The organism is Rhodoferax sp., from assembly GCF_028688795.1.
GTDB lineage: Bacteria > Pseudomonadota > Gammaproteobacteria > Burkholderiales > Burkholderiaceae_C > Rhodoferax.
In genome coordinates this window covers 1-13,274 of sequence record NZ_JAQTXM010000005.1, presented here as the reverse complement: position 1 = coordinate 13,274, position 13,274 = coordinate 1, and the positions used below count along the sequence as shown (strand labels likewise).

The 13,274-nt window shown below is 58.7% G+C and carries 13 protein-coding genes and 1 pseudogene; 10 read left to right on the top strand and 4 right to left on the bottom strand.

The features are described 5' to 3' along the window. The 3 genes from PHQ58_RS05250 to badH form a co-directional block, all read right to left on the bottom strand. On the bottom strand, positions 1-1,155 hold the full coding sequence (locus PHQ58_RS05250; RefSeq protein ID WP_300107973.1) for an acyl-CoA dehydrogenase family protein: 1,155 nt from the start codon (positions 1,153-1,155) through the stop codon (positions 1-3). A 24-nt stretch (positions 1,156-1,179) separates the two neighbouring features. Beyond that, positions 1,180-1,977, bottom strand: a complete 798-nt coding sequence (badI, locus tag PHQ58_RS05245) for a 2-ketocyclohexanecarboxyl-CoA hydrolase (RefSeq protein WP_300107970.1) — start codon at positions 1,975-1,977, stop codon at positions 1,180-1,182. A gap of 106 nt (positions 1,978-2,083) precedes the next feature. After that, positions 2,084-2,851 carry a 2-hydroxycyclohexanecarboxyl-CoA dehydrogenase gene (gene badH, locus PHQ58_RS05240; RefSeq protein ID WP_300107967.1) on the bottom strand — a complete coding sequence of 256 codons (768 nt, stop codon included), beginning with the start codon at positions 2,849-2,851 and terminating at the stop codon, positions 2,084-2,086. Positions 2,852-2,941: 90 nt separating this feature from the next. Between badH and PHQ58_RS05235 the strand changes: the two genes are divergently transcribed. Next, positions 2,942-3,412 (top strand): MarR family winged helix-turn-helix transcriptional regulator, encoded by a 471-nt coding sequence (locus PHQ58_RS05235; protein ID WP_300107965.1) that lies wholly within the window; start codon positions 2,942-2,944, stop codon positions 3,410-3,412. Here PHQ58_RS05235 and aliB read toward each other — a convergent pair. After that, positions 3,409-4,557, bottom strand: coding sequence for a cyclohexanecarboxyl-CoA dehydrogenase (gene aliB, locus PHQ58_RS05230; RefSeq protein WP_300107962.1), 1,149 nt, complete (start codon positions 4,555-4,557; stop codon positions 3,409-3,411). The two genes, PHQ58_RS05235 and aliB, sit on opposite strands and share 4 nt — an antisense overlap. Positions 4,558-4,828: 271 nt before the next feature. Between aliB and aliA the strand changes: the two genes are divergently transcribed. The 9 genes and pseudogenes from aliA to PHQ58_RS05185 form a co-directional block, all read left to right on the top strand. Beyond that, complete coding sequence (gene aliA / locus PHQ58_RS05225; protein ID WP_300107960.1) at positions 4,829-6,451, top strand: cyclohexanecarboxylate-CoA ligase; 1,623 nt, start codon at positions 4,829-4,831, stop codon at positions 6,449-6,451. 19 nt (positions 6,452-6,470) lie between these two features. Next, positions 6,471-7,286 (top strand): SDR family oxidoreductase, encoded by an 816-nt coding sequence (locus PHQ58_RS05220; RefSeq protein WP_300107957.1) that lies wholly within the window; start codon positions 6,471-6,473, stop codon positions 7,284-7,286. A gap of 31 nt (positions 7,287-7,317) precedes the next feature. Continuing rightward, on the top strand, positions 7,318-8,169 hold the full coding sequence (locus tag PHQ58_RS05215; RefSeq protein WP_300107952.1) for a branched-chain amino acid ABC transporter permease: 852 nt from the start codon (positions 7,318-7,320) through the stop codon (positions 8,167-8,169). 14 nt (positions 8,170-8,183) lie between these two features. Beyond that, positions 8,184-9,161: a branched-chain amino acid ABC transporter permease gene (locus PHQ58_RS05210; RefSeq protein WP_300107949.1), complete on the top strand. Its 978-nt coding sequence runs from the start codon at positions 8,184-8,186 to the stop codon at positions 9,159-9,161. After that, positions 9,162-9,893: an ABC transporter ATP-binding protein gene (locus PHQ58_RS05205; protein ID WP_300107946.1), complete on the top strand. Its 732-nt coding sequence runs from the start codon at positions 9,162-9,164 to the stop codon at positions 9,891-9,893. Next, complete coding sequence (locus PHQ58_RS05200) at positions 9,890-10,594, top strand: ABC transporter ATP-binding protein (protein ID WP_300107943.1); 705 nt, start codon at positions 9,890-9,892, stop codon at positions 10,592-10,594. The genes PHQ58_RS05205 and PHQ58_RS05200 overlap by 4 nt, the downstream gene beginning before the upstream one ends. 73 nt (positions 10,595-10,667) lie before the next feature. Then, entirely contained in the window at positions 10,668-11,855 is a 1,188-nt protein-coding gene (locus PHQ58_RS05195) for an ABC transporter substrate-binding protein (RefSeq protein ID WP_300107941.1), read from the top strand. Between the two features lie 67 nt (positions 11,856-11,922). Next, positions 11,923-13,113 (top strand): acyl-CoA dehydrogenase, encoded by a 1,191-nt coding sequence (locus PHQ58_RS05190; RefSeq protein ID WP_300107938.1) that lies wholly within the window; start codon positions 11,923-11,925, stop codon positions 13,111-13,113. A gap of 19 nt (positions 13,114-13,132) precedes the next feature. Further along, positions 13,133-13,274 (top strand): annotated as a pseudogene (locus tag PHQ58_RS05185) (electron transfer flavoprotein subunit beta/FixA family protein); the annotation flags it as partial.

The window sequence follows — 13,274 nt, the reverse complement described above, 5'->3', positions numbered from 1 at the left end:
TTACTGCCCGCCTTCGCGCAGCAGGTTACGGGCAATCACCAATTGCTGGATCTGGGTGGTGCCTTCGTAAATGCGGAACAGGCGCACGTCGCGGTAAAAACGCTCAATGCCGTATTCGACCAAGTAACCGGCACCGCCAAAAATCTGCACGGCGCGGTCAGCCACGCGGCCACACATTTCAGAGGCAAACATCTTGGCGCAAGCAGCCTCGGTGCCCACATCGCGGCCTTCGTCGCGCTTGCGGGCGGCATCAATCACCATACAACGGGCCGCATAAATGTCGGCGTGGCTGTCGGCCAGCATGGCCTGGATCAGCTGAAATTCGCCAATCGGTTTGCCAAACTGCTTGCGTTCACGGGCATAACGCAGGGCATCAGTCAGCATGCGCTCGGCTGCACCCGTGCTGGCGGCGGCAATGTTCAGGCGGCCTTTGTCCAGCACCTTCATGGCGGTTTTGAAGCCCACGCCTTCTGTGCCGCCAATCAAATTGGCGGCGGGAATACGAACGTTCTCAAAAATCACGTCGCAGGTGTGGGCGCCTTTTTGGCCCATTTTTTTGTCGATGTTGCCCAGTGACAAACCGGGTGTGCCTTTCTCAACAATGAAGGCCGAGATGCCGCTGGAGCCTTTGCGCTCCTTGTCGGTCCGCGCCATCACCGTGAAAATGCCGGCTTCGGGCGCGTTGGTGATGTAACGCTTCGTTCCATTGATGACATAAAAGTCGCCGTCTTTGACCGCCATGGTGCGCAGGCTGGCGGCATCCGAGCCGCTGTCAGGCTCGGTCAGGGCAAACGAACCAATGATTTCGCCGGTGGCAATCTTCGGTAGGTAATGCTGCTTTTGTGCCTCGGTGCCATCCAGCACGATGCCTTGCGCGCCAATGCCATTGTTGGTGGCAAACATGGAGCGAAAGGCGGGTGAGGTTTTGGCCACTTCAAAACCGGCCAAAACTTCTTCTTCCATGGTCAGGCCCATGCCACCGTAGATTTCCGGGATCGACATGCCAAAGAGACCCATGTCCTTCATGTCTTGCACGATATCGTCAGGAATCTGGTCCGTCTCAGCCACATGGGCTTCCATCGGCACCAGTTTCTCACGCACAAAACGGCTGATGGTGTCGAGCAAGAGGGTGAGGGTTTCTGGGTCTCTGATCATGGTGGTCTCCGGTGGCCTGGTGTTTTACTTGACGTGTTTACGGAACTCGGGCTTGCGCTTTTCGCGGAAGGCGTTGCCACCTTCAGCCGACTCCGGGCTTTCGTAGTACAGCTTGAGCGCGTGCATGGCCAAGCCGCCCATGCCACGGATCATTTCGGTATCGACATTGAAGGATTTTTTGGCCAGAGCAATGGCGGTCGGGCTCTTTTCCACGATTTCGTCGCACCACTTCTTCACTTCGGCATCCAGTTGATCCATTGGCACCACGCAGTTAACTAGGCCCATGGCCAGCGCTTCGTGTGCTGTATAGCGGCGGCACAGGTACCAGATTTCGCGGGCTTTTTTCTCACCCACCACACGGGCCAGCAAGGCAGTGCCAAAACCTGGGTCGACTGAGCCAACACGTGGGCCAGCCTGGCCGAGTTGCGCGTTTTCTGACGCAATGGCCAGGTCGCAAATCGTCACTAACACATTGCCGCCGCCAATGGCAAAACCGTTGACACGGGCGATTACAGGTTTGTTGCAGTCACGAATGGCGCTTTGCAGCTCTTCAATCGGCAAACCGATCACACCACGGCCGCCGTAGCCGCCGTCTTGTGTGCCCTGGTCGCCGCCGGTGCAAAAGGCTTTTTCGCCCGCGCCGGTCAGCACCACCACGCCAATGCTGCGGTCATAGTCCGCGTCCTTGAACGCATGGATCATTTCCTCGCAGGTGTTGGCGGTGAAGGCGTTGTAGGCCTTGGGCCGGTTGATGGTGATGGTGGCAATGCCGTCAAGCTTGGTGTAGAGAATGTCGGTGTAGACCGCTGCTTGGAGTTCCATGTGAGTTCCTTAAATGATGAATCGAAATACAGTGAGCAACAATTTTTATATGAAATTAGCCTCTATCGCCCGTTATAAAAGCGCAAGTAGCTATCATTTTTAATAATTAGCCAACCATGGTCAAGCCGCCCGACACGCTGATGACTTGGCCGGTGATGAAGGCGGCGTCATCGCTGCCAAAGAAGGCAATGGCGCTGGCCAGATCGTCGCCCTGGCCCAGACGGCCCAGCGGGATGGCGCTGCGGAAAGCTTCGATCAGCTTGGCGGGGTCGCGCGCGCCTTCGGCCACACCGGCCAGCAAGGCGGTGTCGGTCGGGCCGGGGCAGACCACGTTCACCGTGATGCTTTGGCGCGCATGTTCACGCGCCAGCGTCTTGCTTAATGCCACCAGGCCGCCCTTGCAGGCGGAATAAACGGCTTCGCCGGAGGAACCGCCGCGTGCCGCGTCCGAGGCCACGTTGACGATGCGACCATATTTGCGCTCGGCCATGCCGGGCAGCACCGCATGCAGCATGTGCAGCGCACCGGTCAGGTTAATGGCGATTAGTCGTTCCCACTCAGTGGGCACGGTTTTGACAAAGGGCTTGAACACATCCCAGCCGGCGTTGTTCACCAGCACGGCAATGGGGCCGAATTGTGCTTCGGTGGCGGCCACTGCAGCATCAACTTGGGCGCGGTCGGTGATGTCGCACTTGAAAGCGGCAGCGCTGCCACCTGCGGCCGTGATGGTGTCCACCACCTTTTGGGCGGCCTCCAGGTTCATGTCGAACACGGCCACTTTGGCACCTTCGGCTGCAAACCGGTTGCAGGTTGCGCCGCCAATGCCGCCACCGCCGCCGGTGACTACAACCACTTTGTCTTTCAATCCACGCATTACTTTTCTCCTGTTAAAAATTCAAAAAATTGCTGCCTGCAACAAGTCATCGCTTACGATGACCGTCTTCTTTGTTTGCCAAACCATCCCATGCCTGATCTGCGCACCGAGAAAAATCACGCGATTCACGAAATCAACAACCGGCTGTTTTTTCGCCTGTTTCAAGTGGCAAACACCCTGCACACCAAGGGCACACAGGCCGTTGAAGAATTCGGGGTCACCACACAACAGTGGTCGGTACTTGGGGCGCTGTCGCGTCCGCAGGTGCAAGACGGCATGTCGATTGGCGACTTGTCGCGGTTTTTGCTGGTGAGTCGGCAAAACCTCACCGGCCTCTTGTCCCGGTTGGAGCGTGATGGCCTGATTGAGCGCGGCACCAGCGAGGACGACCGCCGCTCGCGCAAAGTCAAACTCAGTGCGCAGGGCCAAACGCTGTGGACCAAGCTGCAGGACCCCATTCACAGCTTTTACGACGCGGCCCTGAAAGACCTGTCGTTTGATGACCGGCTGGCGTTCATTCACTACTTCACCAAGCTCCAAACCAACATGTCCAAGCTTTAAGTCAGGCGCATGCCAGACTTTTCGCGGGCGATGATCATCTTCATGATGTTGGCAGTGCCATCGCCAATCTGCAGGCCCATCACGTCCCGGTAACGCTGCGCAAAGGCGTAGTCACTGGCATAACCGCCGTGGCCGTGCGTCAGCAGGCACTGGTGAATGATTTCGCAGGCCAGTTTGGGGCCCCACCATTTGCACATGGCGGCCTCGGCCGTGTGCGGTTTGTGGTTGTCCTTGAGCCACAGCGTGCGCAAACAGTGCCAGCGCAGTGATTCAATGTAGGTTTCGCCTTCAGCCAGCGGAAAGCTCACCCCCTGGCGCTCAATGATCGGCAGGCCAAAGGTTTCACGGGTCTTGGCGTATTCCCAGCTTTCATCCAGCGAGGCGCGCGCCACACCCAGACACTGCAAACCAATCAGCGCGCGGCTGTAGTCAAAACCCTGCATCACCTGGATGAAGCCCTTGCCTTCGTCGCCCAACATGTGGTCAGCGGGCACACGCACGTTGTCAAAAAAGATCGAGCCACGGCCGACTGCGCGCGTGCCCACGTCGTCAAACGCGGTGCGCGTCAGGCCGGGCAGATCCATCGGCACCAAGAAGGCGCTAATGCCTTTGGCGCCGTCTTTGTCGGTGCCGGTGCGGGCAAACACCACCGCCACGTCGGACTGGTCGGCCAATGAAATTGAGGTCTTTTCACCGTTGATGACAAAGTGGTCGCCATCTCGCACTGCCTTGAGTTTCAGACGGGCGGCATCCGAGCCGGCACTGGGCTCGGTCAAGGCAATGGCCACCATCTTGTCGCCGGCCAAAATCGGTTTTAGCCAGCGCTCTTTCAAATACTCTTGGGCATGGGTGGCAATGATCTGCCCACACAGTGAGGTCAGCAGGTTGATGTATGACATGTTGAAGTCGCCGTAAGCGATTTGCTCCAGTAGCAGGCCGCTTGTGACGCAGTCCACACCCAAGCCACCGTAGGCCTCGGGCAACTCGGGGCCAAGAAAGCCCATGTCGCCCATGGCCTTCACCATGGCACGGTCGACACGACCGGTCTTGTCACCCACCTTGTAGCCGGGGGCCAGCTTTTGCACGGCAAATCGGCGGGCGCTATCGACCAGCGCTTGCTGGTCGTCACTGAGGTTGAAGTCCACTGCAATCTCCTTGTTAATTGAGTGCGTGCAGTTTAAGAAGAAAATTTAAATCATGTCAATATGTTTACTTAAAATATTTCTTGGTGCATCAGATTTCATCGCTATATAAGCGCCTACTTGTTGATTTACCAAGGGAAAACACCTAGAAACGCCTTCATAATTTATTCGAAAACCACTTGTAAAAAATTTAGTATGGAAATACATTGTCGTACATCGTGGTTAGCAGCGAGAAAAAAACTGCGCCAGCCCTAATGACCCAAGGAGACTCTCAATGGAATTCAACCCCGTTTTAATCCAGCCCCGACAAGCCGCCATGACGGCCGCGGGCTTTTGGCGTAACCAGACCATCAACCACTTCATGGCCCAGGCCTTGAAAAACTTCCCCGAACATGAAGCTGTGGTGGCTTACCGCAGTGACTTGACCCAGCCGATCCGCCTCACCTACCAGGCCCTCGATGTGCAGGTGGACCGCATTGCGCGCGGCCTGAAGGCACTTGGCGTGGGTCACGGCGACGTGGTGAGCTGGCAACTGCCCAACTGGTGGGAGTTCATCGCGTTGGCCTTGGCCTGCGCACGCATTGGTGCCGTGGCCAATCCAATCATGCCGATCTTCCGCCAGCGGGAGCTCAAGTTCATGCTCGATTTTGGTGAGGCCAAGGTCATGATCGTACCCAAGACCTACAAGGGGTTTGACTATGAAGCCATGTTGAATGGCATGCGAGCTGACCTGCCCTTTCTCCAGCATCTGGTCGTGTTGGGTGGTGAAAGCGCCAACAGTTTCGAGTCCCTGCTGCAGCGCGACCACGCACCCGCACTCAACGACCCAGGCCTGGCACCTGATGACGTGTTGCTATTGATGTACACCTCCGGCACCACGGGTGAACCCAAGGGGGTGATGCACACCTCCAACACCTTGTTTGCCAACCTGCATGGTTTCATTGATGCCTACTGCTTGAGTCAAAAAGACGTGGTCCTGGGTGCCTCGCCCATGGCGCACCTGACCGGTTTTGGCTACCTGGCGATGATCCCTCTGATCCTGAACGCCACCACGGTGCTGCAAGATATCTGGGAGCCCAAGCAGGCCCTCGACCTGATCCGCGCTGAGGGCATCACCTTCAGCATGGCATCAAGCCCCTTTGTCGCAGACTTGTGCAGCGCGGCCGAAGCCGGTGGTCCGGTGTCGCCCCGATTTGCCAATTTCTGCTGCGCGGGAGCACCGATTCCGCCTGTGCTGATTGAACGCGCTCGCAGGGTCTTGGGCTTGGCCGTGAGTTCGGCCTGGGGCATGACCGAATGCGGAGCCGTGACCATCACCGAGCCCACGCGTACCAACGAAAAATCAGGCAGTACCGATGGGCGTGCGTTGCCTGGCATTGAACTGAAAGTGGTGGATATTGACGGCAAACCACTGCCAACCGGCCATACCGGCAGCCTGTGGGTGCGCGGCAACTCGCTATTTGGTGGGTACCTGAAGCGCCCGCATCTGAACGCCACCGATGCAGATGGCTGGTTTGACACCGGCGACATGGCTTTTCTGGACGCCGACGGATATGTGCGCATCAATGGCCGCAGCAAGGACATCATCATTCGGGGCGGTGAAAACATACCTGTGATGGAGGTTGAAAACCTGCTTTACAAACATCCTGCCGTGGCCATGGTCGCCATTGTGGGTTTCCCCGATGCACGCCTGGGTGAGAAAGCCTGCGCCTTTGTCACGGTCAAGCCCGGCCACAGCTTCTCACTGGAGGAAATGAGCCGCTACCTGTCCGAGAACCAGGTTACCCGCCAATACCACCCCGAGCGCCTTGAACTCATGGAAGACTTGCCCAAAACACCCAGTGGCAAGCTGCAAAAGTTCAAGTTGCGTGAATCGGCCAAAACGTTTGCGGCCTGAGCACCAGGAGACAAGCACGATGGACACTCGAATGAACAAGGTGGCTGTAGTTACCGGTGCCGCCAATGGCATCGGTTGGGCCACCGCGCAAAGGTGGGCGCAAGAGGGCTACCGCGTGGCGCTGCTTGACCTAAGCCTGGAAGCCGTTCAGGCCCGCGCCACCGAGCTGGGTCAAGCGCACGTCGGCTTGATGTGTGATGTGACCAGCGAATCCAGTGTCACTGCGGCGATCGCAACCGTGGTGTCCGCCTTTGGCCGCATCGACGCCTTGGTAAACAACGCAGGCATCGGTGACCAAACCGGCGCCACCGTTGTGCAAAACGTCGAAGCCTTTGACCGGGTGCTGGCAGTTCACCTGCGTGGCACCTTTCTGACGAGCCAGGCGGTTGCCCGGGTCATGCTTGGGGCGGCGCCCTGCGCCACTGGCGAGCGCGGCAGCATTGTCAATCTGGGCTCCATTGCCAGCAGCACCGGCCTGCCTGCGCGCAATGCCTACAGCGCCGCCAAGGCCGGCATTGTTGGCATGACACGTGCCATGGCAAGTGAATGGGCGCGCGACGGCATTCGTGTCAACGCGGTGGCACCGGGTTATGTGCGTACCGACCTGGTCAACGCGCTGGAACGCCAAGGTGCGCTGGATGCCAAGGCCATCGCCCACCGGACCCCGTTGGGGCGCATGGCAGCCCCGGCAGAAATTGCCGAAGCGATTGTTTTCCTCGGGTCGTCCAGAGCCAGCTACATCACGGGTGCCGTGCTGCCAGTCGATGGCGGCTGGACAGCGTTTGGTGCCCCTGAATCCACGCTGCGGCCAGTGGCAGAGTCGGCTTGCGCCTGAGCCATTTCATTCAAAAACAAGGAGACACGCTGTGTTGACCATCAATATATTTAACGGCCTAGTCTATGGCGCATTGCTGATCGTGATGTGCTCGGGCCTGGCCTTGATCTACGGCTTGCGCCGCGTGGTGAATTTTGCGCACGGCTCGCTATACATGCTGGGGGCCTATTTGGGCTACACCATCGCGGGTTACAGCAACTTTTGGGTGGCACTGGTGGCCGCGCCAGCCATCATGGCGGTGCTGGGCGTGCTGCTGGACCGCTACGGTTTTCGGCTGCTGCAAGACCGTGACCCCTTGAGTGTGGTGCTGGTCACGTTTGGCCTGTTGCTGGTGATTGAAGACTTTGTCCTGACGGTCTGGGGCAAAAACAACTTCTCGATGTCTGCGCCAGAGGCGCTCAACGTCACGGTGGACTTGTTCGGCACACCGGTGCCGGCCTATCGCATTGCGGTGATTGGTGTCGGTGCGTTCGTCGCCCTGGGCCTGAGTCTGTGGCTGCGTTACTCCAAGATCGGACTGTTTGTGCGGGCTGCCAGCACCGACCCCACCACCACCGCCATGCAGGGCGTGAATACCGACCTGCTCAGCGCCGGTGTCGTGGGTTTGGGTACCGCGCTGGCTGGCTTGGCCGGTGTGGTTGCCGCGCCCTTCTTGTCCTTGTCGCCGTCCATGAGCAGCGACGTGATCATCGATTCGTTCGTGGTGGTGGTGATTGGTGGTCTGGGCTCGCTGGCCGGTGCTTTTGTGGCGGCGATGGTGCTGGGGATGATCCAGGCGGTGGGTGCCGTGTATTTGCCTGACTTGGCCGCCATGCTGCCTTTTGCGCTGATGGTTGCCATCCTGATCTGGAAGCCCGCCGGGCTTGCCGGCAGCCGTACATAAGAAAGTAGCCAACCATGTCTATTCAACGAATCGGTGTAAGCACCGTCGTGGCCCTGGCGCTGGGTGTCGGCATGACACTTGGAGGCTCCGCCAACCTGTTGTCCCTGTTGACACAGGCCATCATCTACGCGGTGTTTGCCATTGGTGTTGGGCTGCTGCTGCGGCAAAACGGTATGGTCAGTTTTGGCCACGCCTTGTTTTTTGGCTCGGCGGGCTACGTCGTTGGCATCTTGCTGCAACTGAAAGCCATGCCCGCCGAAGCCGCCATTCTGGTCACCCTGCTGGTGCTGACTGCGGTGGCGTTTGTCATGGGCTTGGTGATTGTGCGGGTGCCGGGTATTGCCTTTGGCATGTTGACGCTGGCCATCGGGCAGATGTTTTACCTGACCGCCTCCCGCTCACGCGGACTCACTGGCGGCGCCGATGGCATGGGCATTGAATGGCCGTCCGCGCTGTTTGGTATGGAGATGTCAAGACTGGTCAAGCCGGACATGATGTTTCTGATCTGCTGGGTGACCCTGGTGGTGGTGTTGCTGTTGCTCTCACTGCTGCTGCGCACACGTTTTGGCAGCATCACCGAAGCCGTGCGTGACAACGAGGAGCGTGCCCGCTTCATTGGCATCCGCACCTTGCTGCCACGGGCTGCAGTGTATGCACTGTCCGCTACCGTGACCGGTGTGGCAGGCTTGCTGTCGGCCTTGAACACCGGTTTTGTCTCGCCGGAAAACCTGCATTGGAGCCTATCCGGGGTGGCGCTGATGATGGTGGTGGTGGGTGGGCACAAGGTGTTGTGGGGGCCTGCCTTGGGTGCCGTGGTGTACTTTTTGGCCAAAGACATTCTGGGCCACTATGCCAGCCACTGGATGGCCATCTTCGGCATCACCTTGATTGTGGTCATCGTTTTTTCACCGACCGGCATTGCCGGGGCGCTGGCGAAATTGGTCCAGGGGAAATCCCAACCCGGCGCGCTGGCCAGGACACTGGGGCATTGAATGAACACGTCAAATAACGAACTGGTGCTTGATGCACAGGATGTGGCCATCCACTACGGTGGGGTCAAAGCGGTCGATGGGGTGGCATTGAGCCTCAAGCGCGGCGAGATCCACGGCTTGATTGGTCCTAATGGTGCTGGCAAGTCCACCGTCATTGATGCCATCACCGGCCGTGTGCGGCTGACCCGTGGCAAGGTGTTGCTGGCGGGTGTGGATGTCACCGACCTGGGGCCGACCGAGCGCCGGCAACGGGGCTTGTCGCGCAGCTTTCAGCGCACCAGTATTTTTGAGCAAATGATGGTGCGCCAGCAGGTCGAGCTGGCTTCTTACAAGATGGGCGTGGCTGATTCCGGGGCGGACGCCGATGCCATCCTGGAGGAACTTGACCTGATGCACCTGAGCCACTCCGTGGCCGCCGACCTGGGTTATGGCGAGCAGCGCCGCCTGGATTTGGCGCTGGCGCTGGTGGGCCGCCCGGCCGTCTTGCTGCTGGACGAGCCCATGGCCGGTCTGTCGGTCAAAGAATCACACGATCTGGCCAAACACTTGCAGGCGTTGACCGCGCGCTGGGACGTGTCGGTGCTGTTGGTGGAGCACGACATGGATGTGGTGTTTGGTATTTCGGATGTGGTGACGGTGTTTGAACTTGGTCGCGTGATTGCCACGGGCGAACCCGCCGCTGTGCGGGCGGACCCCAGGGTGCGCACCGCTTATCTCGGGAGCGCAGCATGACAGTGTTATTAAAGCTTGAGCAGGTCAACGCCTTTTATGGCTCGGCGCACATTCTGTATGACCTGGATTTAACGGTGAATGCCGGTGAACGCGTCGCCTTGATTGGCCGCAATGGTGTCGGCAAAAGCACGGTGGTCAACACTATTTTGGGGCTGGCCACACTGCGCAGCGGACAAATCCATCTGGGTTCCTACGCACTGAAAAAGCCGCGCCCCTACGTGGCGGCTCAGCACGGCGTGGTGGTGGTGCCGCAAGGTCGGCGCATTGTGGCTAATTTGTCGGTAGAAGAAAACCTGCTGCTAGGCGCTGCCGTTGGCCGCAAAGGCCCCTGGAATGTGCCGGAAATCTACAAGCTGTTTCCCATTCTGCAAGAGCGCGCCCACACCCCCGGCACGGCGCTATCAGGTGGGCAGCAGCAGATGCTAGCCGTGGGGCGAGCCCTGATGGCCAACCCCAGTCTGATCTTGCTCGACGAGCCCACCGAGGGCCTGGCACCGGTCATCGTGGACCAGCTGGCGGACATCTTCAACCTGGTGGCAAGTCAGGGCACCGCCTTGTTGCTGATCGAGCAAAACATGAGCCTGGTGGTGCGTGTAGCCGAGCGTTATTGCGCCATGGCCAAAGGTGCCGTGGTGGCGCAAGGACGGGTGGTGAACACCCGCGAGAGCCTGCTCAACCTTGAGAGCCACATCATGGTTTGAGCTGATTTTTTTCGTGAAAGTAGCGGTTGTCGGACCGATTCCGGCGAATTTAAATCAATCTGGAGACAACAACATGTTCAAACTAAAACCCCTGCAACGCACGCTCGCCGCCCTGACCCTGGCCGCAGCCTTGCCCATGGCGGCACAGGCCCAAGCCAAAGACCCAGTCAAAGTCGGCTTGGTGTCGTCCAAGTCCGGCGTCTTCGCCGAGCAGGGTGGCGAAGTCATCAGCGCCATCAAATTTGCCGTCGAAGAAGCCAACGCCAAGGGCGGTGTCGATGGCCGCAAGGTCGAGTTGTCCGAGGCTGACGACGAGAGCACGCCCGATGCCGGGCGCCGCGTGGCCGAGAAACTGTCCCGCGACGGCTACAACCTGCTGATTGGCGCGGTGCCCTCGTCCATCTCCCTGGCCATCATGCAAAACCTGGACCGCTGGGATGCCGCCTACTTTGTGCAGGCTTCCAAATCCGACAAGATCACCACCGACAGTTGCAAGGCGCGCGCCATTCGCACCAACCACTCCGATGCCATGGACATCGCCATGATCAAGGAGTGGGCCAAGACCATCAAGGGCAACAGCTTTGCCACCCTTGGCGCCGACTACGTCTGGGGCCGTGACTCGGCCGAGTCGTTCAAGAAAGCCATGGAAGCCCAAGGCAAAAAAGTGCCGCTGAGCTTGTACGTGCCGCTGGGCACCAAAGACTTCTCACCCTACCTGGCGCAACTCAAGGCCGCCAACGTGGACGCGATATGGGTGGCTGAGGTGGGCCGTGACGCCATTGCGTTCATGAAGCAGGCCGCCGAGTTCAACCTCAAAACCCCGCTGCTGACCCACGCCATGCTGTCCAACTTCATGATCAACGCGGTTGGCAAGTTTTACGAAGGTGTGCCGGGCAACCTGGGCTACTCGCCGGATCTGGACAACCCACGCAACAAAGATTTTGTGAAGTCGTTTAAGGCCAAATTCAACCGTCTGCCCACCGACGTGGAAGGCCAGGCCTACAACGGCGTCCAGGTCATTTTTGAGGGTGTGAAGCTGGCCAAAAGTGTCAAGCCCGCTGACGTGACCAACGCCCTGCGTCAGAACGTCACCCTGGACACTATTTACGGCAAGGTGGCTTTGCGTGCGGCTGATAACCAGTTGGTGCTGCCCAACTATGTGGGTCGTGTCAAAACGGTGGACGGTGCGTTGCGCCAGGTGGTCGAGCAAACCTTTGATGCCAGCCTGACCCCGCCCGCATCACCTTTGTGCAAGATGTAATTTGACTTTTGGTTCTCCCGCCAGGGAGAACCTTTCCTGCTTTTCTATTTTCAATCGGAGACCTTTCATGGCGCACGCGACATTCAACTGGCAAGACACCTTTCTTCTGGACCAGCAACTCAGTGACGACGAACGCATGGTGCGCGATGCTGCCTTTGCTTACAGCCAGGACAAGCTGCTGCCGCGCGTGACGCAGGCGTTTCGGGAGGGCAGCACCGACCCCGCCATCTTTCGCGAAATGGGTGAACTGGGCCTGCTCGGCCCCACCATTCCAGAGCAATATGGTGGCCCCGGCCTGAACTACGTGGCCTACGGTTTGATTGCCCGCGAAGTTGAGCGTGTCGACAGCGGTTACCGCTCTATGATGAGTGTGCAAAGCTCGTTGGTGATGGTGCCAATTTTTGAATTCGGCACCGAGGCTCAGCGCCAAAAATACCTGCCCAAGTTGGCCACCGGCGAGTGGATTGGCTGCTTCGGCCTGACCGAGCCGGATCACGGTTCCGACCCTGGCTCCATGGCAACACGCGCCCACAAGGTGGCCGGCGGCTACAAGCTGTCAGGCAGCAAGATGTGGATTTCCAACAGCCCGATTGCCGACGTGTTTGTGGTCTGGGCCAAAGAAGTGAGTGAGACCGGCACGGTTGGCCCGATTCGCGGTTTTGTGCTGGACAAAGGCATGAAGGGTTTGAGTGCCCCTGCCATTCACGGCAAGGTCGGTCTGCGCGCCAGCATCACCGGTGAAATCGTCATGGACGGTGTGTTCTGCCCTGAAGAAAACGCGTTTCCTCAAGTACAAGGCCTCAAAGGCCCGTTCACTTGTTTGAACTCGGCCCGCTACGGCATCGCCTGGGGCGCGCTGGGTGCGGCAGAAGACTGTTTCATGCGCGCCCGTCAGTATGTGATGGACCGCAAGCAGTTTGGCAAACCACTGGCGGCCAACCAATTGATTCAAAAGAAACTGGCCGACATGTTGACCGATATTTCGCTCGGCCTGCAAGGTTGCCTGCGCCTGGGTCGCATGAAAGACGAAGGTACGGCCTCGGTCGAAATCACCTCGGTCCTGAAGCGCAACAGTTGCGGCAAGGCGCTGGACATTGCCCGCCTAGCCCGCGACATGATGGGCGGCAATGGCATCAGTGACGAGTTTGGTGTCGCCCGCCATTTGGTGAACCTGGAAGTAGTCAACACCTACGAGGGCACCCACGACATTCACGCGCTGATTCTGGGCCGCGCCATCACTGGCATTGCCGCATTCTGAATTTGAAGGAGCTTTTGAAATGAAAATTCTCGTCGCAGTCAAACGCGTGGTGGACTACAACGTGAAGGTCCGCGTCAAGTCGGACAACACGGCTGTAGACACCGCCAACGTCAAAATGAGCATGAACCCATTTGACGAAATCGCCATCGAAGAAGCCGTAC